At 25.6% G+C, this 26919-nt stretch carries 17 protein-coding genes; 14 read left to right on the top strand and 3 right to left on the bottom strand.

What is annotated here, in order from left to right; genetic code table 11:
* The first annotated feature begins 7 nt into the window (after nt 1-7).
* The 3 genes from moaC (at nt 8) to Q0087_RS09545 (ending at nt 3527) form a co-directional block, all read left to right on the top strand.
* Nucleotides 8-478, top strand: a complete 471-nt coding sequence (gene moaC / locus Q0087_RS09555) for a cyclic pyranopterin monophosphate synthase MoaC (RefSeq protein WP_297899870.1) — start codon at nt 8-10, stop codon at nt 476-478.
* A gap of 132 nt (nt 479-610) precedes the next feature.
* Nucleotides 611-2689: a DEAD/DEAH box helicase gene (locus Q0087_RS09550; protein ID WP_297899868.1), complete on the top strand. Its 2079-nt coding sequence runs from the start codon at nt 611-613 to the stop codon at nt 2687-2689.
* Between the two features lie 181 nt (nt 2690-2870).
* Nucleotides 2871-3527, top strand: coding sequence for a protein-L-isoaspartate(D-aspartate) O-methyltransferase (locus Q0087_RS09545; protein WP_297899866.1), 657 nt, complete (start codon nt 2871-2873; stop codon nt 3525-3527).
* Between the two features lie 285 nt (nt 3528-3812).
* Here Q0087_RS09545 and Q0087_RS09540 read toward each other — a convergent pair whose 3' ends face one another.
* Both Q0087_RS09540 and sppA read right to left on the bottom strand, forming a co-directional pair.
* Nucleotides 3813-4625, bottom strand: coding sequence for a DNA alkylation repair protein (locus Q0087_RS09540; protein ID WP_297899864.1), 813 nt, complete (start codon nt 4623-4625; stop codon nt 3813-3815).
* A 192-nt stretch (nt 4626-4817) separates the two neighbouring features.
* Entirely contained in the window at nt 4818-5636 is an 819-nt protein-coding gene (sppA, locus tag Q0087_RS09535; protein WP_297899862.1) for a signal peptide peptidase SppA, read from the bottom strand.
* A 475-nt stretch (nt 5637-6111) separates the two neighbouring features.
* On the opposite strand from sppA, the gene Q0087_RS09530 reads away from it, so the two are divergent.
* The 6 genes from Q0087_RS09530 to gdhA all read left to right on the top strand — a co-directional run bounded on the left by Q0087_RS09530 (nt 6112) and on the right by gdhA (nt 11075).
* Entirely contained in the window at nt 6112-7020 is a 909-nt protein-coding gene (locus Q0087_RS09530; RefSeq protein WP_297899860.1) for a shikimate kinase, read from the top strand.
* Nucleotides 6998-7339: a chorismate mutase gene (locus tag Q0087_RS09525; protein ID WP_297899858.1), complete on the top strand. Its 342-nt coding sequence runs from the start codon at nt 6998-7000 to the stop codon at nt 7337-7339. Before Q0087_RS09530 ends, Q0087_RS09525 begins: the two co-directional genes overlap by 23 nt.
* 11 nt (nt 7340-7350) lie before the next feature.
* Nucleotides 7351-7548: a 30S ribosomal protein S17e gene (locus tag Q0087_RS09520; protein ID WP_297899856.1), complete on the top strand. Its 198-nt coding sequence runs from the start codon at nt 7351-7353 to the stop codon at nt 7546-7548.
* 450 nt (nt 7549-7998) lie between these two features.
* Nucleotides 7999-8772: an exodeoxyribonuclease III gene (gene xth / locus Q0087_RS09515; protein WP_297899917.1), complete on the top strand. Its 774-nt coding sequence runs from the start codon at nt 7999-8001 to the stop codon at nt 8770-8772.
* A 68-nt stretch (nt 8773-8840) separates the two neighbouring features.
* Complete coding sequence (locus Q0087_RS09510; RefSeq protein WP_297899854.1) at nt 8841-9407, top strand: DUF1523 family protein; 567 nt, start codon at nt 8841-8843, stop codon at nt 9405-9407.
* Nucleotides 9408-9731: 324 nt separating this feature from the next.
* Nucleotides 9732-11075, top strand: a complete 1344-nt coding sequence (gene gdhA, locus Q0087_RS09505) for an NADP-specific glutamate dehydrogenase (protein WP_297899915.1) — start codon at nt 9732-9734, stop codon at nt 11073-11075.
* 178 nt (nt 11076-11253) lie between these two features.
* Here the strand turns inward: gdhA and Q0087_RS09500 are convergent, their stop codons facing one another.
* A complete protein-coding gene (locus tag Q0087_RS09500; protein WP_297899852.1) occupies nt 11254-12834 on the bottom strand; it encodes an FAD-dependent oxidoreductase in 1581 nt (526 codons plus the stop codon).
* Nucleotides 12835-13327: 493 nt separating this feature from the next.
* Between Q0087_RS09500 and Q0087_RS09495 the strand changes: the two genes are divergently transcribed.
* The 5 genes from Q0087_RS09495 to Q0087_RS09475 all read left to right on the top strand — a co-directional run.
* Nucleotides 13328-13822, top strand: a complete 495-nt coding sequence (locus tag Q0087_RS09495) for a hypothetical protein (protein ID WP_297899850.1) — start codon at nt 13328-13330, stop codon at nt 13820-13822.
* A gap of 443 nt (nt 13823-14265) precedes the next feature.
* Nucleotides 14266-15504 carry a hypothetical protein gene (locus tag Q0087_RS09490; RefSeq protein ID WP_297899848.1) on the top strand — a complete coding sequence of 413 codons (1239 nt, stop codon included), beginning with the start codon at nt 14266-14268 and terminating at the stop codon, nt 15502-15504.
* A 692-nt stretch (nt 15505-16196) separates the two neighbouring features.
* The gene (locus tag Q0087_RS09485) at nt 16197-19148 is read left to right on the top strand and encodes a transglutaminase domain-containing protein (protein WP_297899846.1); all 2952 of its coding nucleotides are present in this window, start codon (nt 16197-16199) and stop codon (nt 19146-19148) included.
* Nucleotides 19149-19458: 310 nt separating this feature from the next.
* Complete coding sequence (locus Q0087_RS09480) at nt 19459-20502, top strand: epoxyqueuosine reductase (RefSeq protein WP_297899844.1); 1044 nt, start codon at nt 19459-19461, stop codon at nt 20500-20502.
* A 1096-nt stretch (nt 20503-21598) separates the two neighbouring features.
* The coding region (locus Q0087_RS09475; protein WP_297899842.1) for a carboxypeptidase regulatory-like domain-containing protein at nt 21599-26919 on the top strand (5321 nt) is incomplete at its 3' end.

The raw sequence follows: 26919 nt of genomic DNA, 5'->3' as shown, positions 1-26919 counted from the left end.
TAATAAAATGTCAAATGAAGAATTTACACATTTAACTGAAAATGGAGTTCATATGGTAGAGGTTGGTGAAAAAGACCACCAAATAAGAAAAGCAATAGCTACTGGGAAAATAAAACTTCAAAGAAATACAATAGCTATGATTGAAAATGAGGAAATTAAAAAGGGTAATGTATTAACTACTGCTCAAATAGCTGCTATACAAGGTGTTAAAAATACTGCTTCAATGATTCCTCTTTGTCATCCTCTAAATATCACTGGTATAGAAGTGGATTTTGAAGTTAATAATGATGAAATTATATGTATTGTATGTGTAAATTCTCTTGGTCAGACTGGTGTTGAAATGGAAGCAATTACTGGAGTTAGTATTGGTCTTTTAACTATATGGGATATGGTTAAAGCTGTTGAAAAAGATAAAAATGGCCAATATCCAAATACTGCAATCACTGACATTTATGTGATAAAAAAAGAAAAAATATAATATTAAAAATAGTTGAATATATAAATAATTTATCTAATTAACTATATTGAAACTTTGTTTAATGAATTATTTAATTGTAAAATTCTTCAATCGAATATATTTAAATTTTATTTTATATAAAGATGGATTAATATGGAAACTTTACCTAAAGAAATTAAAAAAATCATCAATGAGTGTTATCCTTATATTAAAGAATTTAACCCAGCTCAAAAACATGTTATTGACTCTGGATATTTGGAAAATAAAGAGAACTATGTGATAGCTATTCCCACAGCTAGTGGGAAAACTGTTTTAGGAGTAATGGCAGCATTAAAATCTATACTCAATGGTGGTAAAGCTGTTTATGCTGCACCCTTAATTTCAATTCAAAATGAAAAAGTTAAAGAATTTAAAAAATTTGAAGATCATGGAATAAAAGTAGGAAAACATCCAGGAGCTTCTGATTTATCTATAATGGTTTTTGAATCTTTCGATGCATTGACTCGTTTTTCATGGGATACACTTCGGGATGTAGATACTTTAATTCTTGATGAGTTTCATATGATTGGTGAGTATTCTAGAGGACCAACTCTAGAATGTGCGATTACAAGGGCTAGAATAATTAATCCAAATCTTAGAATTGTTGCATTATCTGCCACATTACAAAATATGGGGGAAATTGAAGGATGGTTAGATGCTAAAATAGTTGAACATGACTATCGACCAGTACCCTTGAAAAAAGAAGTCTTAAATACTGAAATGTTTAATACGAGTAATAAAAATGAGGTAGTTGTTAAAATTGTCGAAAAGGCAATTGAAGATAATTCTCAAGCTTTGAGTTTTGTTTCAACTAGATTATTTACAGAAAGCTTAGCAAATTATGTTTCAGGTAAAATAAAAAGGAAAATAACAAAAGATCAAAAGAAGAGATTTAAAGAAGTGGCGGAATCTATTTTGGAGGTTCCAAAAAAGAAAGGATCAAGACCAACATCCACTTGTCTTAAATTAGCTGAATCTGCTGAAAATGGGGCTGCTTTCCATCACGCAGGTCTTTTCAATGAACAAAAAGAGATTATAGAAGAAGAATTCAGGGCAGGTAATCTCCTGATGATTGCAGCTACTCCTAGTTTAATGTATGGTGTAAATTTGCCTTCAAGGTCTGTAATTATAAGGGACTATACTCGATGGACTTCTCAAGGACCGCAAGCTATTCCTGTTTTTGACTATGAACAAATGTCTGGAAGAGCTGGAAGGCCTCAATATGATGATGAAGGATTTTCATATTTAATAGCTAAATCATTAGATGAGGCATATGATTTACAAGAAAGGTATGTTAATGGGGATGTTGAAACTACTAATTCTAAACTAATTGAAAATAAGGATGCTATATATAAACAAATTATAGCTCAAATTGCTTCAAATTTATCAAAAACTCCTGAAGAAATACAGGATTTTTTCAAAATGACATTTTATGGTTATCAAATGAATAATAATGATTCAATGGCTCTTTTTGCTGATGAATCATTAAAATTTGAAATAGAGTCTGCATTAGAATTCTTACTCAAAAATGGGATTATACAAGCTACTCCTAGTGGATTAAATGCTACTCCTTTTGGAAATATAATAGCTAAATCAAACTATGCTGTTGAAACTGCTGTTAAACTGAAAGAATATGCATTACAAGTTGAAGAAATCGATTTAAATCAACTCATTTATCATCTTTCTTCTACTCCTGATTTGCCATTGATTTCTTTTAAAAGTAGAAAAAGTAAAGAACCTGTAAGAGAAATGATGGCTGAAAAGGGATTATTTGCAGTCAATATTGGAAATCCTGAAGCTACAACTGTTGCTCTAATTGAATGGATTAATGAAAGAAATGAGTATGAAATTGAGAATGCTTACAATGTTTATTCGGCATCTACACGCCGTTCTGCTTATGAAGCTTCACTTCTTGTTAAATTCCTTAAAAATATTTTTGAAGCTATAGGAAAATATAATCATTCTAAGGATTTAGATTATATCTCTGCAAGACTTTATTATGGTGTAAAAGAAGAATTAATTTCTCTTGTTATTGGAGTTAAACGTCTTGGAAGAAAAAGAGCTAGGGCATTAGTAAATACTTTTGGCGAAGACTTAAGGCCTTATTCTGAAAAACAATTTCAAAAAGTAGAAGGTATAGGTCCAAAGTTAGCTGAAAAAATAAAAATTTTTTCAGAAAATTATAATGTTTGATTAGTAAATTAATGACTGATTATTTTTATAATTTTTAATTAGGGTATTAACTTTTTAATTATGGTATTAATATAGGATTATTTTTATAGGAGTTATTCTATAAAAAATCCTCTTAATTTATTAAATAATAAATTAATCCATTAAATAATATATAATTTAGCTAATAAAAGGATATGAAACAATGATAGATGAAAAAAAGATTTTGATTGAAAATCTTTTAAAAAATGGCTATATACAATCAGAAAAAGTTAAAAAAGCTATGGAGACAGTTGAAAGAGAAGAATTTATCCCAAAAAACATGAAAAAATATGCTTATTTGGATCGGCCATTACCTTTATCTAAAGGTCAAACCATTTCAGCACCTCATATGGTAGCATTTATTTGTGAAAAATTGGAAATTAAGGATGGAATGAATATTTTGGAAATTGGAACTGGATTTGGATATAATGCAGCTGTTATTTCTGAAGTTATGAATAAAAAGGGGCATGTTTATAGTATAGAACGAATAGAATCTCTTGCTAAAACTGCAATTAATAATCTTAAAAGAAATGGATATGAAAAGAGTGTTGATGTAATTATTGGAGATGGTACTTTAGGTTATGAAAAAGGAGGGCCTTATGATAGGATTTATGGAACTGCGGGAAATCCATATGTTCCTGAATCCTTAAAGAAACAACTTAAAGTTGGGGGTAGATTATTAATCCCCATTGGAGATAAGTCTGATTTTCAAGACCTTATTTGTATCTTTAAAGAATCTGAAAATAAATTTATAGAAAAATCATTAGGAGAAGTTGTTTTTGTTCCAATGATTGGTAAATATGGTTGGTCTGAGAAATAATTATGTATTTTATAATAAAAATAATAATATTATTTGATTATTAAATAAATTATAATATTATTGATAAATAGAATATTTAAAAGAAATTAATTATTATATTATAAAAGAAAATATTATTTAATTAAAAATTAAAATAAAAAATTAAAATTAGAGATATAATTCTTCAATTAGAGATGTAAATCTATTATTACTATTATTATTATTATTATTATTTAATATAATTTGAATATTTTATTTTTTATTAACTCATATTTTATAATATATTTGAATTTTTTTCATATTTTTCTACTTTTCATTCTTCTTAATAGTTCTTAAACCTCTTTTTATTATTTGTTTTGTTTCTTTTGTAGGGGATTCATTTATCCATTCTTCACAAATATCTTTAACCCATTGAGTTTTAGACTTACTTGCATCATTTAACCAATTACCTACACTATTTTGAACATAAACTTCTTCATCTGATTTTAAGGGTTCTAATATAGGTAGTCCTAATTCTGGGTTTTCTTTTAATTCTTTTATATGTTTTGTCCATACACCACGAGGTCTTGTTGATTCACTTGCAAATCTTCTAAGATTTAAATCTTTACTTTTGCTCCATTTTGATAATATATTTATTGAATCTTCTAAATTATTTGATATTGTTTCTCGCATTGCCATCCAAGCATTTTCACGAACACCAAAATGACTATCACTAACAAATTGTTTTATACATTCAAATTTTTCACTTGTAGTTTTTTCATCGTCAAATCCAATTATATTTGTTGCCCATGATCTTACAGTATCTGATTCATGATTAACAAGTAACTTAAATGTTCTAGTATCATTATTTTCTTTTAATTCTATTAGTAAACTTTTTCCAATAGTAGAAGTGAGTTTGGTGTATGTTTTTTTATTCAAATCCTCAATTGATTTTTTACATTTAATGATGTATTTTTCAGAACCCATATCTATTAAAACATTTTCTAGTAATTTTTCCTGGTCAATGACTAATCCTTCTACTAGATTTACTGTTGAAATTTTTCCCTCATTTAAAAGGTTTTTAACTTCCTTTGGAACTTCTTTTCTATTTTTAGCTCCTTTCCTATTTTCTATTTTCATATGTTTCCTATTTAAAATATATTTTGATATTTGTTAATATTAATAAGAATATTTCAATTAGCTAATTTTTAAAGTTAGACAAATCTTAAATCTGGCTAATTTCTAAAGTTAGCTAATTTCTAAACTTAGATGATTCTAAATTTAACTAATTTTTATTTTTGAGGTAATTTATTTTAAAACAATTTAAATTTATTAAATACCTAGAAATCCAAATCCTGTGCCATAATCTATAACATTATAATAACTCATATTGGACTTGTTTGCAGCTAAATCAATAGCATAATCTTTTCCACCTAGACGATCAACTAAACTAATATTAAGTCCTTGTTGGCCAGTATAAGGCCTTCCTTCAGCTATTTTTTTTACATAATCTACACTTAAATGCCTGTTTTGAGCTACAACTTTTATAAAATAGTCATATTGTTCATCAATCATTGTCTGGAGCATATTTTTTTCTTCACTTGTTAAATTTCTATAATCTGCTCCCATGTCTTTATATTTTCCACCAGTAATAGAATAGATATCTATGCCTTGTTTATTATAATATTCAGATAAATCACTTAGTGTTAATATTACTCCTATACTTCCAACCCATGAAGAAGGACTAGCAACAATTTCATCAGCTCCACTAGCTACCATATAAGCAGCTGAAGCACCAGTATCACTTATTCTAGCAATAACTGGCTTTTTAGAGCTATTAACTTTTTCAAGCATTTCCTCTCCAGCAACAGGACTCCCTCCTGGACTGTTAATATCGAGAACTATTGCTCCTACACTTGGGTCATTGTTAGCTTCATCCATCATTTTACTAAATACATCAGGATTAGCTACAGTTAAATTCTCACTACTTGCACCATAACCAATTTCACCAACAACGGGTATGACTGCTACAGTATTAGGTCCAGTAACCATTGAAACTAATGGAATAAACATTAAAATAGCTATTACTATAGCTACTATACCAAATCCGCCTAATATTCCTAATGTGAAATATTTTGTCTTTTTTTCCATTTTATCACATATTTATATATTATATCTAAATAATTTTGATATAAGTAAATAATTTATATTAATATCGATATTCAAAAGTAAATAATTTGTTATTAATATCAATATTTAATTTGTACTTTTATATTTGGATACTAAATTAAAATTAAGATTATACTTTTATATTTAGATACTAAATCAATATTTTGTCTATAATTATATATTCATTTAATTATATAAATTTTTCTTGAAAAATAATACCTATTTTATTATTTTTCTATATTTTTCTATATTTTTCTTTAGTTTTTGTGTGGTTAAAAGGAGTTTTACATATTTAAATGAATTTAAATGTAATCGAAATGGGTTTATAATATTTAATCAGGTTTATATACTATTAAATATTAATTATAATTAAGCAGTAAATTATTAATTCTAATGATATTTATAAATAGTAATGAATATATTTAATCAGTTATATCTTATCTTTTTTGGTGTTTTAATGAAAAAAATTGCTCGATCTCCAGGTTCTGCGACTATTGTAAATGCTATTGCGACTGGTTCAGGTTCTGCATTTGGTATTAATTTAGATATTTTGGCTGAAGTTAAAATCATTGATTCAGGGATTAAATCATCTCCGGACTTAGACATTGATACTACTCTTATGGAAATTTGTGCTCGAAATGTTTTTAATCATTATGGGATTTCATTTAATGAAGAATCAGAAAATTTAAATGGGAATGAAGGAATTATTGGTGTTGAAATTTCAACTAAATCCAATTTACCTCCCGCTTCTGGTCTTTCAAGTAGTAGTGCACTTTCAAATGCAGTTACTTTAGCAACTTCTGAGTTAATTTCTAATGAATTTGATAAAAAGCCGATGAATGATTTAGAAATTATTAATTTGGCTATTGATTCATCTCTTGAAGCAGGAGTAACTATTACTGGGGCATTTGATGATGCAACAGCTTCTTATTTTGGAGGAGTCACTGTTACTGATAATATAAATCGCAAAATTTTAATTAAGGAAAAAATGGATAACCATAAACTATTAATATATATGCCAAACATAGATTCAATGACTGCAAATTCTGATGTAGATAGGATGAAGCTTTTAGCTCCATTAGTTGAAATAGCATTTGAAAAAGCAAGTCAAAAAGAATATTACACTGCTTTAAACTTAAATGGAATATTGTATTCTAATGCTTTAGGTTTTGATACTAAAATAGCTATTGATGCCTTAAGTGCTGGGGCTATTGCTTCTGGACTTTCGGGAACTGGTTCTTCTTATGTAGCTATTGTTGATGATAAATCTAAAGATGATATTAAAGATATTTGGAATTCTTATGCTGATTCTGGAATAATTATTGAAACTGAGGTAGATAATCTTGGAACATCAATCATTAAATAAAGAAAGATTTAAGGACTTAGAAAGTTCAAAAGAAATTCTTAAAAGTTCCAGAGAAGAAATTGATAATATTGATTATGAATTAATAGATTTAATTCAAAAAAGAACTTCATTAGCTAAAGATATTGTTATGGCTAAAATAGCTTTAAATATGGAAATATATGATGAGTCAAGGGAAAAGCTTATCTATGAAAAAATAGTAAAAATAGCTAATGAAAAGAATTTGAATGAAAATACTAAAAATTCTATCATTGAAATTGTGAATATATTAACAAGTTTAAGTAAATCTGAACAAAAAAAGATTATCGATAAAAATTTATAGGAGGAAATATTATGGGAAATATTAGAACTTCATTTGTAAAAAGGACTTCAAAAGAACTCATTGAAATTCATCAAGGTGTTTTTACTACTGATTTTGATGAAAATAAAAAATTAGTTGCTGAAAAATCAACAGTAAGTACAAAACATTTAAGAAATAAAATAGCTGGATATATTACTAGATTAGTTAGACAACAACAAGCTGAAATGTAAGTTTGTTTTTCTATTATTATATTCTTTTATTTTTAATTCTATTTTTTATATAATTACATATAACTATTTTTTGTAAATATTTTTTTAATTAATTTTCTAATTGTATCTATTTTTTATATAATTATAATAACTATTTTTTTAATTAATTTTCTAATTGTATCTATTTTTTATATAATTATAATAACTATTTTTTTAATTATTTTTTAATTATTTATTATTATTTATTTTATAGATAATTCATATATTTTCTAATTTATATTATTTTTAATTTAGATTATATTTTATCAAAACATGATAATATTTAAATATTTTATTAATAAATAATAAATTTTATATAATAATTTTATCTATTATTATTATTATTATAATTATTATTATCTTATTATTCTTTATTATCATTATTATTGAGAATATTTTAATTTTATTTTATAATAATATGGAGGAGTTTCTATTACAAAGATTAATTTAATTTCATGGAATGTAAATGGAATTCGTGCAGTAGCAAAAAAAGGCTTTTTAGATTGGTTTTCTAGTTCTAAACCTGATATATTATGTATTCAAGAAATTAAAGCTCAAGTCGAACAACTACCTCGTAAACTAAAACACATTGATGGTTATAATAGCTATTTTAATCCTGCAGAAAGAAAGGGTTATAGTGGTGTAGCTACATATTCAACTTTAAAACCAAAAGAAACAGCTATGGATATGGGTATTGATAAATTTGATCATGAAGGGAGATTTCAAAGATTTGATTTTGATGATTTTATATTATTAAATCTATATTGGCCTAATGGTGGTATGGGGGAGGACCGCCTGCAATTTAAACTTGAGTTTTATGATACATTTTTAGACTACAGTAATAATCTACGTGATGAAGGAAATAATCTGGTGATATGTGGTGACTTAAACACTGCACACAAACCAATAGATATAGCTAGGCCTAAAGAAAACGAGAAAGTTTCAGGTTTCATGCCAATTGAACGTGAATGGATAGATAAATTTTTAGATAATGGTTATGTGGATACATTTAGAATGTTTAATGGCCAACCAGAGCAATATACTTGGTGGAGCTACCGAACAAGAGCAAGAGACCGTAATGTTGGATGGAGACTTGATTATTTCTTTGTAAATGAAGAATTTAAAGATAATGTAATTGATAGCTATATTCTTTCTGATGTAATGGGATCAGATCATTGTCCAATTGGATTGAATATTGAAATTTAGTATTCTAAAGTAATAAATAATTCGAATAATTGAAGTAAAATACATTTGTGATAATTAGGATTGATTATATGTTTGTAGCACCGAATTGGTTTGAAGGATGGTTAATACAGTTTGGAATATTTATAGTAATTCCATTAGTTGTAGCTATAATTGTAGGTTTTATAGTTAAGAAAAAGAAAGATAGTAAATTTTTTGGTATTCTTAGTGTAGGTTTAGCTTTTATAGTGGTTCTTGCAATCATGTTACCTATTGGCAGTGTATATTGGCATTATGCTTATGAGGTTCCATCTGTCCAGGAAAAAATTATCACTGTTCAAGAATGGCAACCTAAAGCAGGAATTAAATATAATAATGAAGGTATGATGGTTATAGATAATGCTGACCAATTAATGCTTATCACGACTGATAATGAGGGCTTCGTTAATGAAGAGAATTTCTTATTTAATAAATTTAATACGAGAGATGTATTTAATAAGCTTAAAATTAATGGCACATATAAAATTAAGTATTATGGTTGGAGAAATGGATTTAACAGTGGATTCCCTAATATTTTAAGTGTTGAAAAAGTTGTTAATGATAATAATACATCAAATAATAAATATGGAGATTATTTTGGTGTTAAATTTGCAAATTAATAAATTAATTAATGAATTAATAAATTAATTAATAAATTTCTTAATTTAATTTATTATTCTAAAAACAAAAAATTCATTTTTTTATAAAATTAGGAAAAATCATATTAATAAACTTTCAGATAATGTATATATTTATACTATTTATAAATATCTATCTTAATTTAATTAATAAAATTAATTTAATAATAAAGTAAAATTTTATTAATGAATAATACAAAGTTAAAAATAAAGAATATACTCAAATTATTTAGATAATGATTATTAAAGTTCAAATTGAAATTATTTGAGTATATTTTTTAATTAACTAATAACTGGGGTGATTTTATTTCCTATGTAAAAAGAATCTTAGAAGATTTAAAAGCTAAAAATCATGATCAAGTGGAATTTATTGATGCAGCAACTGAAATTTTAGAATCTATAGGTCCTGTTCTTGATGAACACCCTGAATATGAGGAAAACAATATTCTTGAGAGATTAGTTGAACCTGAAAGAATAATAATGTTTAGAGTTCCTTGGGTTGATGATAATGGAAAGATACAAGTAAATAGGGGCTTCAGAGTCCAATTTAATAGTGCAGTAGGTCCATATAAAGGTGGGCTTCGTTTCCATCCTACTGTAAACTTGTCTATTCTTAAATTTTTAGGTTTTGAACAAATTTTTAAAAATAGTCTCACTGGTATGTCAATTGGTGGAGCTAAAGGTGGAAGTGACTTTAATCCAAAGGGAAAGTCTGATGGAGAAGTTATGAGGTTCTGTCAAAGTTTCATGAGTGAACTTTTTAGATTTATAGGTCCAGATACTGATATTCCTGCAGGAGATATGGGTGTTAGTGGAAGAGAAGTAGCTTATTTATTTGGACAATATAAAAAGCTATCTACTGTCCATGTAGCTGTATTAACTGGTGCTCCAATGGAATTTGGAGGTTCTCTTGTAAGGAAAGAAGCTACTGGTTATGGTCTTATTTACATTACTGATGAAGCTTTGAGAGTTAGAAATGATTCTTTTAAAGATAAGAAGGTTGTTATTTCTGGTTCTGGAAATGTAGCTATTTATGCTGCAGAAAAAGCTGTAATGATGGGAGCTAAAGTAATAGCTATGTGTGACTCTTCTGGTTACATTCATGATGAAAATGGTTTATACATACCTTTTATAAAAGAGATTAAGGAAGTTAATCGAGGCAGAATATCTGATTATCTAAATTATTTTAAAAAAGAAGATTTAACTGCTGAATATGTTGAAAAAAGTGTTATTTGGAATGTTAAATGCGACATAGCTTTGCCTTGTGCAACTCAAAATGAATTAAGTGAAGAATCTGCAAAGATTATAGTTTCCAATGGAACAAAGTATGTAGCTGAAGGGGCAAATATGCCTTCAACACTGAAAGCTATAAATGTATTTTTAAATAGTAATCTTGTTTATCTCCCAGGTAAAGCTTCAAATGCTGGTGGAGTTGCAACAAGTGCTTTAGAGATGGCTCAACGTAGTTCAAGATTATCTTGGACATTTGAAGAGGTTGACTCTAAATTAAAAAAGATAATGGTTAATATATATAAAAATATAGATGAAGCTTCTAAAAAATATGGTGCTGAAGGTAATTATGTAGTTGGTGCTAATATTGTAGGATTTATAAAAGTAGCTAATGCAATGCTTGCTCAAGGTGTGGTTTAATTTTTTGAGTTTATAATGTTTTTAAAAAGCTTTGTTTATCTTTTTATTTAGTTTTGAGGATGATCTAGTCCTCTCAGTTTCAATATGGTCAATTTTAGTTAAATCTTTCATTTTTTTTATTAATAAATCTTCATTTTTTTAATTATTTTATTTTTTTTAATTGATTCATTGGTATTTCCTAATTTAAGTAATCTTTTAAATCTTTAATAGCTGGTCCATGAATAGAATTACCTTTGTAATCAAAAATAGAGCCGTGTTGTGGGCAGTCCCATGTTTTTTCTGCTGAATTCCAGCTAAGAGGACAACCAAAATGAGTACAATTGGCTTGAAGCACAAAAATCTTGGATTTTAAATCTTTATAGAGAGATATCCTTCTGTTGTTAATTTTAATTATCTTAACTTCATCTTTTTTTAAATTTAATAGTTCTTCATTTAATAATTTTAATTCTTCTTGGTTTAGATCTTTTTTATTGAAATTACTCATGCATTTTTTCTTTATTGATTTTTCTTTTTTAAATCTATTTGGAGAGAAAATTTTAGCATATTTATTTTCTTTATTTGATATTAAATCTTTTAAAATTATCCCTGCTAATGTTGCTTTCACTAATCCCCAGCTACTAAAACCAGTAGCTAAATAAATTCCTTTTTGAGAAGTTTCACCAATGACTGGTAATCCATCAGCAGTTCTATTATCTTGATCTGACCAAAAATATTCAATGGACTCAATGTTAAATTTTTTCTTTGTAAACTCAATTAATTTTTTGTAGTGTTCATTGGTATCTTCACCATGACCAGTTATGTGATGTTCTCCTGCAATTATCAATAAATCTTTATTATTATTATTATTATTATTATTTTGAGTTTTTCTATATGTGTGAAAGGGGTTTATATCAACAAACATAGCTTCAGGTATTTTTTCTTTAACATATACTCCTAACATGTAAGATTTAATCGGATTCATATATGAAACTGTTGAATTTGGATCGTATATTGGTGAATTTGTAGCTATGATGATATCATCACAAAAAATATTTCCTTTTTCAGTTATTATTTTATTTGTTTTTCCTTCTTCAATATTAATTGCCTTACTTTTTTCAAATATATATGATCCATTTCCAGATATAAGTTTTGCTAATCCATTGCAATATTTTTTAGGATGAAATTGGGCTTGTTTATTATATCTGATAGCTTTATTTATAATCTTATTATCAGAATCACTAATATTATTTTTTATTATCGTTGTTTTATTTTGTTCATTAATTTCTTTGAATGATTTTTCATAAGGTAATTGAAAATCATCAATTAAATCAGCATCTATATTGAGTTTTTTTATTGCATCGTACTCTTTTTCAATATCTTTAAAATTATTTTTGTCTGTAGAATAAATATATAATGGAAGTTTTTTATAATCACAATCAATTTTGTTTTCATTAATTATTTTAGATATTCTATTAAAAGCTAATATGTTACTATCTTTAAATTTCAAAGCAGTTTCAATCCCAAAATTTGATAATAATTGATTATAAATTAAATTTGAAGATATTGTCAATTTAGCTGTTGTAGATCCTGTTACATCAGAACATATTCTTTTCGATTCTATTATTGCAACTTTAAAACCTTTTTTTTTAAGCATTAAACCTGCTGTAATCCCTACTATTCCTCCTCCAATAATAGCTACATCTACTTTTATCCCATCTTTAACATGAGGGAATTTTATATTCTCCTCATTATCTAACCAAATTGAGTAATGTTTTTTCATAATAAAAATCAACACCTTTCGAAATGATTTAGTTATATATTATGTTTATAAAAGTTAATATAAATATTGTTTAATTTATCTTTTTACATGATGTTTTTCAATCATTAAATAATTATAACTTTTTTTAAATTAAATATTAATAATTGCATTTTAATATGATTTTAACTCTTTTTTTGTATGGTTTTAATTGAATTTTGAATATTTTTTATCAAATTATTCCATATTTTCTATAAATATGTCATATTTTTTATAAAGATTTATATATGATGTTTATAAATAGAATTGTAGTAAAATAATAGTTTTTAGTATTACTCTTTTCAGTTTTTCAGCTTTCAGAGTAATACTTTTTGAAATTATATTTTTTAATTATTATTTATTTCAATAAATTCATGATTATTTTCATATATGATATTTTTCATGAAAATTTTTGTATTAAACTTTAATATATGTCAAATTTTTAAAAAATTAATTTAAAATTTATAATGTGATGTAAATGAATAAAAGAAAATCGATGGTCATAATATTTTTTATAATAATAATTGCGGGAGTATCTGGCCTTCTAGCTTATGATTATTTAGTGCCAGAATATAAAGAATTTAGTGATGACAGAATTCAAGTAGAAATCCCATATGATTTCAATTTCAATTTTGATGAAAAAGACAATAGTTATATGAATAGTAGTGCATATAGCACTGATGATAATCAAGAGGGGATTATAGCTATTTCTTTAGACCCAAATTTTCAGTATGCTCAAGAGGTATATAAAAAAAGTTCTGCCGAGGAAAAAAATAGGTTATCAAAATATGCAATGAATGATTCAAAGCATAATTATAGTGGTACTATTTATAAAGTAGATCCTTCAGAAAATTTTTATGTCAATGGGTATATAATAATAGTTGATTTTCCTGAAAGGTATGGTTTTGTAGTAATAACTGCCCATGATATAAAGGATGCGATTCATATGGCTGAGACTTTTAATTTTAAATAAAAAATATTTTTTTATTTTATTTATTCTAAGATATAATAAAATCTATTTTTTAGGGATTTATTTAAAATGAATATTAATAGAGAATGAATATTAATAAAAAATGAATATTGATATTAAAGAAATATTTTTTAAATTTCAATATATTATAAAAATAAAATTAACTTTAATTTTTTTAAAATTAAATGGAAATATTTATTATGGATTATATTACTAATAATATATTATTATAGATTAGTATATATTAATCATAAAATTATCTAATGTTTATTTGAGGGATACATAGTAAATTTTATATTTTATGATTATTTTGTTAATAGATTATATTAAATTAATAAAATTTTTTTTGAATATACTTAATAAAATTTGTTAAATATCTATTTAGTGAATAAAAATATCTATTGAATGAACTATCTAATGAATAAAATATTTAATGAGGTAACTTAATGTCTAAAGTATGTAAATTAATGGTAATTACATCTATTTTTTGTTTTTTAATGTTAATATTGTTGAGTTCCGCTTCTGTTGCAGATTTCACTGTTAATTCAAACACTTCTCATGAAGATATTAATAATTGGCTTGATGATTGGGATACTGTAGATGGAAATAATTTAATTTTTAATGTTTCTAGCTATGAATTATCAGACACATTATTATTAACTAAATCTATTAATATTAAAAGTGATAAAAAAACTCAAATTAATTTTAATCAAAATAAACACATGTTTGTAGTTGCTGCAAATAAAATCAGCTTTTCTGGATTAGTTATAAATAATAATGGGCAAGGTGTTTATAAATCCCCAGTTTACACAATTTTCGCACCACTACCTGCCAAAAATGTTACAATAAAAGACACTTCCATTAATCTAAATAAAAATTATAGTATTGGGGTTAGTATTGGTGAGGGTAATCTTAATTTTATAAATTCTAATGTGAGAGGAAATGGTATATATAACTATGGGGTGTATGCTAATAATTTAAATACTAATTTTCAGAAAAGTTCCATTACTTTTAGTAAAAATTATTGTTTTGGAGTTTTTATTTTAAATAAATTAACTGGCAATTTTACAAATACTAAAATTTCTATGCAAAGTATTTCTTCTGGAATAACTTCATCTGAATGGATAGGAAATTTTGTAAGTAGTGAGATAAGTGGAAAATCTGAAGATTATGGAATATATGCTAAAAAATGGGATGGTAAAATTTCAGGATCTAAGATTATTTTAAGTGGATCCTCATCCTATGGATTTAACTCTACTAATTCAAAAGGTTCAATTTACAAAAGCACTATACATGCTAAAAAAGGAATAGCGGCAGCTGTTTCTAAATATGTTAAAGTTTCAGGATCTTCAATGATATCTAAAAGTGGCTTTCCAGGTGTTTACTATTTTGGTCCAAGGATGATTCCATTGAAAGTTTCAAGATATACCAATAGTAGATTATACACTTTTAAAATAGCCAATATCGGGGAATCAAAATCTAAAACTTCTTATTTAAAAATATCTGCAGGTAAATTTAAAAAAACTGTTAAAGTAAAAGGAATAAGTCCGGGGAAACTTATCACAGTGAAAGTAATTCTTCCTGCTACTTATTCAAGTTTTAAATATAAAAAAGTAGCTAATATGATTTTTTACAATTCTGCGGGTAAAAAAGAAGTTTCAAAGACTTTATATTTTAAATTCTAGTGTTTAAATATACTAGGATTTTTTTCAATTTTTTTAATTTAAATTTTTTTTATTTTATATATTTTAAATCTATAAAAAGTCTATAAAGTTTTTATGGACTATTAAGTTAATTTATCTAAAATTTAACTTTTTTAATATTTATAAAAATAATTTTTAATTTCTAATTTTTCTTAAAAAAGAGTATTTTAGATTAGTTTTAGTTATAGTTGGCTAATTTATTTTTATTTTCCAAATTTATAAATTATATATGAGTTTTGAATTTTTTATTTTGTTTCATACTATTAGACCATAATCCTATATTGTTTAAATCCAAGATTTGAATAGTTCTATTTAATTACTAGTTTTTTAAAATATGCCTTTTTTTCTTTTTTTAATCTTTTTTAGGAATATTTATAAACTATTAACTCTATATAATACTGTATTATATAAAAAATGGTAAAATTTAATTAAAATAATTATATAAAATCATTATATTATTATAAAAGTTTCTATGATAAAATTTACAAGTATATAATTTAATTTACTATTATATAATTTAATTCACAATTATATGGTATTTATCATGGATTTTAAAATATATATTTTATTTTAAATTTATGAATTTATAATGTTGTTTTAATTTTTTAAGATGAATTAGATATTAAATTTTATTTTAATCAAGAGGTGGAAAAATTAGATTAAATAAAACGATATTGATTATTGCTTTATTATGTGTTTTTTTCATTAGTATAAGTTCAAGCTTTGCAGAAGACACTAATACAAATATTGACCAAAACAATAATCAAAATGCTGATAGTATATATTCAGATAATATTAATAGTAGTGTTATTAATGAAAACACTAGTGAGAATTCTGATGTAAATGCTAATGCAAATTCCGATATAAGTTCTAATACTGATTCAAAAACAAATAATACTATTGTTAATAGTATTAATGATTCAAATACTACTGTAAAGATTTTTAATACAAGTTCTAATACAAATTCAAATACAGAATTTAAAGCTGCAGGTGAACTTACTAAGTTAAGTCAAAGCCAAATTTTACAAGCTTCTAAATCAATCAATAGCTACATAAGTAAATATAATAAATTACCTAATTATATAACTATTTCTGGAACTAATATATCAATGACTGAGTACATGTATTTACTTAGTGTAACTATCTACTACAAATATAATAAAAAGACAAGCCAAATATCTATTAAATACAATGTAAAAAATCCAAGTAGTCCTAGTGGAGCTACAATTAAAGGAAGTTTAACGAAAGCCCAATATTATGCTTATACTAAAAATATAATTAAATATATTAAAAATTATAACAAGGCACCTAACTATGTTACTACAAAACTTGGTAAGATACAATATCAAACTGCTATATATATGCTTAATAAAATTGTTTATTATGCTGCAGTTAAAGGATATTTGCCATCATCAGTTAGTTTAAGTGTTTCTAAGTCAAGTAGTTTAAATAAAAATTTACCTAAATATGAAAGAAGTTCTTCAAGTAATTTAGGGTCTGAAGTTACTAATTCAAATACATCTAAACCAACTACTATTTCCCAAAGTCTTATATGGGTGGCATCATCAAGTATTAAAAATTATGTTTCCTCAAATGGAAAATTACCTAACTATGTTACAATATCTGGTTATAAATATCCAATGCCTGAGTTTTTATATCTTTTATCAAAAGCTATAAACACAAGATTAGCTGGATCAACTAGTTCAATAACTGTTAAGTATAACATTAAAAATCCTTCATCTCCAAGTGGAGCTACTATTAGTAAAACATTCACAAAAGCTCAATATAATGATATGGCTAAAAGGATTGTAAATTATATAACTAATTATAATAAAGCGCCTAATTATTTAAGTTCTAATTATGGTGTAGGGAATATACAATATCAAACAGCAATATATGGGTTAGCTTGTGTAGGAAGTTATATTGCTACTAATAAGGCAATTCCAACTACATTAACTATAAAAATATCCAGTTCTAACTCATTAAATAAATATTTACCAGTTTATAATAGTTCAAGCAGTTCTAACACTAATAGTACTGCGGGTGGTATATCTACAAAGATTTTAGGGTCTAATGATAAGGGGACTGTGGAATTAATAGGTGCTTTTGGTAATACTTCTTCAAAGATAAAGATTGCTTATGTAATTGGTTTACATCCTTTGGAGTATGCTGCACATAGTGCATTATATAATGCAATAATTTCAAAAAGTAATTTAAAATATTGTTATTATATTTATAGAATAAATGTTACAAAAGATTCAACTGACTATGATAAAGGTAGGATGAATGGCCAATTACTTGCACAGGAATTTGTACTTCCTCATATTATAAATAATAGTTACAATTTAGTTATTGATGTTCATTCTAATCAGGGAACAGTTGGAGGTAATTATGAAGAAACTAACTTTATATTTGCTCCTTTAAATCATACTGCATCAAAAATAATCGCTGATTCAATAATAAGTAAAATACCTGAATTAACTTATTATTATCCTTCTTCACAAACAAGTCCACAATATTTAACTAATCCTCTTGTGCAAGCAGGAATACCTACTATATTATATGAAACTTATATGTATGAAAATTCATCTGTAACTTCTAATTTAATAAATAAATTAATTTCTACAGTGGATTCTTATAATTTTGAAAGTTCAACTACTAACTCTTCAGGAGCTATAAGTTTAAACAGTATAATAGATGCAGCATCAAGGATAAAAGCTTATGTTGATGCTAATGGTGTCCTACCAAGTTATGTAACAATAGGCACAACTCAATATTCCATGTCAAGCTTTTTATATCTATTATCTAAAGCTATTGTAAATATTAATGGTGGTTCAACTAGTGGAGTTTCTCCGATTACTGTTATTGGTCCTTCAAGTCCAACTGGGTCTAAAGTTGCAGGAACAATTAACATTGGAAATTACACTGACCTTGCATTAAGAATATCAAATTATATAATAGCTAATGGACAAGCACCAAATTATGCAAGTTCACAACTTGGAAACATACAATTTCAATCATTAATATATGAACTTTCAAAAGTATTGGCATATTTAAATGTCAATGGAGCAATGCCAAATACACTTACTATTAATACATCTAATCCTAGTACTCTTAATAGTGGATCTAGTTCTAGTAGTAATTCTACTAGTAATGCAAGTACTAATAGTAGTTTAGCTCCTTATTTAAAAGCTACAAAAAATTGTCAAGTAACTAATTCAACTATAAAATCTTTAGCTAGTCAATTAACATCTGGCCTAACAACAGATTTAGCTAAAGCAACTGCAATTTTCAACTATGTTAGGGATAAAATTTCTTACTCTTTCTATTATAATACAGTTAAAGGTGCTGTAGGAACATTAAGTGCAAAATCTGGGAACTGTGTAGATAAAACTCACTTATTAATAGCCCTTTTAAGAGCAAGTGGAATTGCTGCAAGATATGTTAATGGACAAGCAACTTTTAGTAGTGGAAATGTATATGGGCATGTATGGGCAGAAATATATATTGATGGAAAATGGGTTATTGCAGATACAACTAGTTCTGGTAATACATTAGGTAAAATTACTAATTGGAACACCAATACTGCTACAGTATATGGTAAGTATGCTGAAATAACTTTTTAAATTTTAGTTTTTAAAATTTTTTGATTATTTTACTTTATTAATAATCAAATTTTTTCAATTTTTAATTTTATTCTTTTATATGATAATAATAATTATCTACTATTTGCAATACCTTTTTTCTCTTATTTTTCTATTTCTATTATTTTTTTATTTTAAATTTTTCACATTTCTCTTTTGATTTTTAGTTGTTCATTTTTAGATTTTTAGATTTCTTTATTATATTTGGTACATTTTATTGACCAATAAATATATATTTATATTGATTGATATATAATTTAATAATATAAATTAATAAAAAATAAGGGATATTGTGTATACTAAAGAAAAACTTTCTGAAACTCTTAAGAATATGGCTCTAGAATTAGGAGCATCTAAAGTGGGGATAGCTACTAATGATTCTTTAAAAGGGGGTCCAGAATCAACAAGATTAAAAGATGCATTGAAAGGAGCTAAATCTGCTATTATTTTTGCTGTTCCACTTAATCAGGATTTAATAAATCCTTACTTATCAAAAGAAGATTTTTCACTTAATGAAGATAAAATCAGGAAAACAACATTTGCAGGAGGTATATCTTTAGAAATTGCAGGATTTTTAGATCAAATGGATTATGGAGCTATTCCAATAGCTCCTAATTTTGTATATAGAAAAGATACTCCAAATGGCATAAGGGATCGAAAACCAATAATTTCTCATAAATATTTAGCTGCAAGAGCAGGAGTTGGTTTTTTTGGACATTCTGGTCATATATTAACTAAAGATAATGGTTCTGCAATTGTTTTAAGTTCAGTTGTTACAAATGCAGAATTAATTGCTACTGACCCAATTAAAAAATCAGATAATTACTGTGATGGATGTAAATTGTGTAAAGCTGTATGTATTCCTGATTATATATCTGATGAAAAAACAAAAGTTAACATCGGAGGTTTTGATTTTGAATATCAAAATCCTAAAAGCCATTGGCGTTGTATACTTGTTTGTGGAGGTGCAACTGGTCTCCATCCTTCTAGAAAATACTCAACATGGTCACCTGGACGATTTGAAATTCCTAAAAAAGATAAAGATTTTGAAAAGTTAAGGGAAAAAGCTATGCCTTCATATGTTAAAAGAACACTTAAAGATCCTTCATTTTATCACCCAGGAGTACCAAATCATAAGATGCAATATACTTGTAGTACTTGTCAACTTGTTTGTAATCCTGATAAAAAAGTGAGAAAGGAAAGATATCTCTTGTTTAAAAATAGTGGTGTAATTATTGAAGATGAAATGGGTAATAGAAAAAAAGTATCTCCTGATTATGCAAATAGTTTCATTGAAAATATGGAAAATGATCGAAAAAAGTTATATATTGATTAAATGAATGCTAAAAATATATTTTATACAACGGATTTAAGAATATAATGAATTTAAAAAATCACTTAGTTATAAATTATTTATATTAAATATTTACTTCTATTAAATATTTTAGCTATTTATAATATTTTTTTTAGATGTATATTTTATTTTAATTTATTTTTAATTAATTTTTTCCTATTATTTGTAAAATTTACAATATATTATTGACATATTAAGCATATATTTTTTTTAGTATTGTTTTCTATCATACTTTTATAATTATTTTTTATCCTAATTTTTTAGTTATTTTTTATCCTAATTTTTTACTTATTTTCTAACTATTTTTTAGTTTCTTTTTATCTGTTTTTAGTTATTTTTAACTTATTATTCTTATTTTCTATATTTTATAAATATTTTTTTTATTAATTATTTATGGGGTATTCTAAAATTTTAATAATCTGCATCGATATGAATTATTATATATGCAATTCTTGCATTATTTTCATATAAACTTTTAATATTCATTTTTTCTCATTGATTTTATCGATATGAATAATATTAATATATTAATTGTATAAAATTTAATAAATATAGAATCTAAGTATAAATTTCTTTTTAATCTTTTCAAATTAGTTTTGATATTTTAATATTTCTGTATTTAATTTTTTTTTATTAATATTTATTTTATTATCATTTTCAAGTAATAAGATTTAAATAGGCTATTTAATATATATTATTTTTTACACATATCGATATGTATATTAATTCATATAGAATCAAAATTATAAAATATATTTTGAAAATAATTGTCTTTATGAATATTAATTCATATCATATCTGTAAATTTATTCAATATATTGAATTAAATTAATTTATTCTAATATGATTGAATAAAATTAATTGCTGAATGGGTGGTGAATACTAAATAAAAATTAGAAATTGTGATTATGTTATGAAAAAATAGAAAATTAAATATTAAATAATATATTTAAAATAGGGAAATAAGCTAAATAACTCCCTAAATAGTGAAAATAAAAAATAAATCTTTAGAATTCTGAAAATAAGATTTTTTTTTAAAATAAGAAAAATAAGATTAAATAAGGGGAAATATATAAAAATGAAAGCTAATATAAAAAGCATAACAATTATTTTAGCATTTTTATTTGTAATTATTTCTGTTCCTTCAGTTTTTGCAGAAGATCCAAGTGGTTATGATTCTTATGTTTCTGCTGATGCTCAAAGTGGAGGAAATGGTTCAATAGACAATCCATTTAATAATATCCAAGAAGCAGTAGATAAAGGAGGTTCTATATTTGTAAAAAATGGAACTTATAGTGTTTACGAGGATTCTGGTTATGAAATAACAAAATCTATTAGGATTGTTGGAGAAGACAGAAATAATGTAATTATTGATGCTGAGAATAATGGAAGAATTTTTCTAATAGACTCTGATATTGAAGTTACTTTTATAAATATAACTTTCAAAAATGGAAATAATGAGAATGATTATATTTATGATGGTGGAGGAGCTATTTATATAAGGGATGGAACTACTACTATTGATAATTGTTATTTTGATAATAATGTTGCTAATGGATATTCTACTTATGGTGGTGCCATTTATCAAGGTGGTGGAGATTTAATTCTTCGAAATAGTCATTTTATTAATAATAATGCAGAATATGGTTCTGCAGTTTCTATTAATGGTTATAGTTATTCAACATTAAATATTAGTAATTGTATTTTTGAATATAATATTGCTTCTGAGGAAGGAGGGGCAATTTATTCTGGAAGTGGTAAAACTAATATTGATAATTCTACTTTTAGACTCAATAAAGCAAAAAATGGTGGGGCCATTTATTCTTATGGTTCAACTGCTACATTGAATATAAAAAATTCGAAATTTGATTCAAATAATGCAACTTCTACTGGGGGAGCACTTGTAGTTCGTAATAGCAATATAATTTTAAATAACAATAATATGATCAATTGTAGTGCTATAACTGGCAATTATATTTATTATAATTCTGGTAAAATAGGAGTTACAAATGTATCTTTTTTAAATAATATTTCTGTTAATATTACTAAAGATAGTACTTTATTATTAAATGCTACTGTCACTGATGATATGGGAAATCCAGTTACTGGGGGAAATTTAAGTTTTATAATTGGGGGAAATACTTATTCTAGTTCTTTAAATGAAGGATTAGCCACTTATAATTTTACTTTCAATCAAACTGGAAAATATATAATCACTGGTTTATACTCTGGTTCAAATACTGTTGATTATGGATCTAATATTTTTAATGGAACAATTACTGTTAATTCTATAACTCCTACTAATATTATTTATGTTTCAAGTAGTAGAGGAAATGATGATTCAGGTAATGGTTCTGAAGAAAATCCTTACGCTACAATAACAAAAGCATTAACTCAAAATACTGCTCTAGGCGGTAATTACACTGTAATTATTGAGGAAGGTTATTATTATGTTAAAGATTACACAATAAATGCTAATGTTACTATGATAGGTATTGGTAATGTAATTATTGATGGGAATAATTCTAGAAACTTTTATATATCTGGAAGTTCAGCAAAATATACTAAATTTGAAGGATTAACATTTATTAATAGTAATGGTAATGCTGGTTGTATTAATACAGGTACTATTAGTGGTGGAAGTGGTAATGCTGGTCGTTATTTAATAATAAATAACTGTACCTTTATTAATAATAAAGGTAGTAATGGGGCAGTAATTTACACAACTGCAATAACAATAATAACTAATTGTTCATTTATAAATAACACTGCTACTAGTTCTCAAGCTTATAGTGGAGTTATAAATGTTCAAGATAATAATTTAACTATTAGCTATTGTAATTTCCTCAATAATTCTGCTACTAGTAGTAATGGTTTAAATGGAATTTATGCAAAAAGTGGTGTTAAGGTTTTTGCAGACTATAATTTCTGGGGAACAAATACCAAACCAAACAACTCAACAATTTCTAGTGGAGTAAATGTTACTAAATGGGTTATTTTAATTATTAGTTCAAATTCTACTGAAGTAGATCCTGGAGATAGTATTAATTTTACCATTGATTTTACTAAATATACTGATGGTGTAAATAATTATAATCTATCTGAAATAATGCCAGAAATAACAATATATGGAAACTCTACTTTGGGATCATTTGATTCAAATTCTATTATAATTAATACAAAGGAGAATATGATTTATAATGCATTAAAAGTAGGTTATGAATCAATAAATTTTAATATTCCAAGTAATTTTAAACAATATAATTTTACTGTAGGTCCTCAATATTCTGGAACTGTTTATGTTTCTAATTCTGGAACTGATTCAAATATAGGTTCAAAAGAAGCTCCTGTAGCTTCAATTTCAAAAGCTATAGAAATAGCTACACTTGAAGGGGGATCTAAAAAGATAATTATTTTAAATGGAACATATAATGAAGGTAATTTAACTATTGGTGATGATCTAGAAATTATAGCTAATGGAACTGTTATAATTACTGGATATGGATATAATCAGATATTTAATATTACTAATGGAAATGTTTCATTATATGGATTAACATTAAATGCTAATTCTACTAGTGGTGCAATTGTTATTAGGGGTGGAAAATTATCTATTTCATTTTCAACTATTAATAATAAGAAAGGTAACCTAGCTATTAATAACAGTGGTATTTTAGATGTTAGTTACTCAATTCTAAATAATACCATTATAACCAACAATAATGGCAATGTTTCTGCTAATTATAATTGGTGGGGTAATAATAATAAACCAACTTGCGTAAATGTTGATTATTGGGTAATAATGACTATTAATACTACCAAAGTTTACACTAGTGAAATTTCTAATATAACTATTAGATTAAATACTGTTACTGATGGTATAACTTATAATAATCTATCAAAAACATTGCCAAATGATTGGGTTACTCTAAATGTTACCAATAGTTCTGGTACACTAAATGGAACAAATATATTACTAGAAAATGGCACTGCTATTGTATCATTTATTGGTGGTGAAAATTCAGGCTTCATTAAAGCAAAAATTGATAATCAGACTTTTGATGTAGTTGTTGAAAAAGCGGTTTATAGGTGGTTTATTGGTGATAAAGGATATAGAACATTACAACTAGCTGTTGATGCAGCTAATATAAATGATGTAATTAGAGGTATCGGTGGTTTATATATTATTGATTCTGAAATAGATGTTGGACATAGATATATGCCAATTGAACCATGGGAAGTTAATAAAACTATTACTATAACTTCTTTAGATTCATCTAATCCTGTAATAATTTCTGGAGATTATCTTACAAGGTTATTTAATATTGATAAAGGTTCTTCTTTAACATTGATTAATCTCATACTTGCTAATGGTAATGCCTCTACAAGTTATTATGATGGATATGGTGGAGCTATTCATGTTCAATTTGGTGGAAATTTAACTATTGATAATTGTATTTTTGAAAATAATACTGCTGGTGAAGCCGGTGCTATTCAGTCATGGGGTATTTTAATAATTAAAAACTCTATATTTAGAAATAATACTGCTACCTCTGCTTATGCTGGCGCAGTTCAAAATAGTGGTTATGGTAGTTTAATTATTGATAACTCAACATTTATTCACAATAGCGCAAATACTTATGCTGGTGCGATTTATGCAGATAGTAGCACTTATCCAGAAAGTAATACCACAATAACAAACAGTAAATTTATTGAAAATGAAGCAAATCGTGGAGGCGCTATATTTTTAAATATTGCTCCTGCATATATTCTTAATTGTTCATTCATTAAAAATAAGGCTATTGATAAAGGTACTGGTTATATTGCATCTGGTGGTGCTATTTATGATCATTCTGCAAATTTAATCTTAAAAAATTCAGAATTTATTAATAATACTGCTTTAAATAATGGAGGAGCTCTTGAATTAGCAAATACTTATACAACTATTTATTCTGGTGAAAATGTTACAACTGAAATTGATTGGTTTGTAATAGATAACTGTACTTTGATAAATAATACTGCTGGTGTTGATGGTGGTGCTATATTTTCTGGTTATGATTCTGTACCTTATGGTAACATAACTAATTCTATATTTGAGAATAATATTGCATTATCTGGAAATGGTGGTGCTATTTCAAATTACTTTGGAATTTTAAGCATAAATAATACTAGATTTTCTAACAATATTGCTGGAGAAAATGGTGGGGTTATCTTTAACTATGGTCATTATAATTTCCCATATGAATATTGGGGAAATATTACTCTAGATAATTGTACTTTTTTAAATAATTCTGCAAATAATGGAGGAGTAGTATATAATTATAATTCATATTCTAAAGTAGATATTTTAAATTCTAGGTTTAATAATAATAGTGCTTTAATTGATGGTGGTGCTATTTTAAATTATTGTGGAATTGTAAATATTAATTCTAGCTCAATATTTTCGAATATTGCTGGAGAAAATGGAGGAGCGATATCTAACTATGGATATTATGAATTCCCTGATATATACTGGGGAAACATAGAAATAAACGATTGTGAATTTTCTAAAAATTTTGCTAAGTTTGGAGGAACAGTATTCAATGGTAATAATTGTTCTAAATTAGATATAACAAACTCAAAATTTACTAATGAAAGTGCAAATGTAGGTGGGGCAATATATAATAATGGAACATTAAACATTAAAAATAACACAATGATTAACTGCTCTGCTGGCCTTAAAGGGAATTATATCTACAATAATGGCTCAATAAGTAATCTAAATCTATCATTATTAGGAAATAATACACTTAAAGTTTTAAAAGATTCTATTATACAATTAAATGCTAATTTAGTTGATGATAGGGGGAATCCGATTACTGGTCAGAATATAAGTTTTTATGTAAATAATATATTTATTGGTAGTGTAGAATCTGATGAGGGTTCTGCTAAATTAAATTACACAGTAACTGGACTTCCTAATAACACTTTATCTGTAAGTGGATTATATGGTGGAATTGGATATTATCCAATTATGATCAATAATGGTGAACTAAAAATAAGTAAATTAGTTACTAATTCCTCTATTAATGTTTCTAATGGTAAAGTTGGAAAATTATTGGCTATTAGTGGAGTTATTGTTGATGAAAGTGGTAATCCTGTAGCTAATGCTAGAGTTTCTGTTTCTGTAGGTAGTATGTTATATAATGTTACTACTGATAGTAATGGTAAGTGGAGTGTTAATTTTACTACATTAAAGAATGGAAGTTATGATGTTTATGCTTCTTGGATAGGTAATGATATTTATGAAGGATTTGCAAAAAATGTAAATTTCATTGTTTCAAAAACAACTACTAAATCTACAGTTAATGTTTCTAATGGTAAAGTTGGAAAATTATTGGCTATTAGTGGAGTTATTGT

Origin of the sequence: uncultured Methanobrevibacter sp. (genome assembly GCF_937881195.1) — an archaeon.
Lineage (GTDB): Archaea > Methanobacteriota > Methanobacteria > Methanobacteriales > Methanobacteriaceae > Methanobinarius.
This window is presented reverse-complemented; position numbering and strand designations above follow the sequence as displayed.

Coding starts and splice junctions, on each gene's coding strand:
- Q0087_RS09520 (WP_297899856.1), top strand. CDS start 7,351: ATGGGAAATATTAGAACTTCATTTGTAAAAAGGACTTCAAAAGAACTC.
- Q0087_RS09490 (WP_297899848.1), top strand. CDS start 14,266: ATGTCTAAAGTATGTAAATTAATGGTAATTACATCTATTTTTTGTTTT.
- sppA (WP_297899862.1), bottom strand. CDS start 5,636: ATGGAAAAAAAGACAAAATATTTCACATTAGGAATATTAGGCGGATTT.
- Q0087_RS09530 (WP_297899860.1), top strand. CDS start 6,112: ATGAAAAAAATTGCTCGATCTCCAGGTTCTGCGACTATTGTAAATGCT.
- Q0087_RS09495 (WP_297899850.1), top strand. CDS start 13,328: ATGAATAAAAGAAAATCGATGGTCATAATATTTTTTATAATAATAATT.
- Q0087_RS09545 (WP_297899866.1), top strand. CDS start 2,871: ATGATAGATGAAAAAAAGATTTTGATTGAAAATCTTTTAAAAAATGGC.
- Q0087_RS09540 (WP_297899864.1), bottom strand. CDS start 4,625: ATGAAAATAGAAAATAGGAAAGGAGCTAAAAATAGAAAAGAAGTTCCA.
- moaC (WP_297899870.1), top strand. CDS start 8: ATGTCAAATGAAGAATTTACACATTTAACTGAAAATGGAGTTCATATG.
- Q0087_RS09500 (WP_297899852.1), bottom strand. CDS start 12,834: ATGAAAAAACATTACTCAATTTGGTTAGATAATGAGGAGAATATAAAA.
- Q0087_RS09550 (WP_297899868.1), top strand. CDS start 611: ATGGAAACTTTACCTAAAGAAATTAAAAAAATCATCAATGAGTGTTAT.
- Q0087_RS09510 (WP_297899854.1), top strand. CDS start 8,841: ATGTTTGTAGCACCGAATTGGTTTGAAGGATGGTTAATACAGTTTGGA.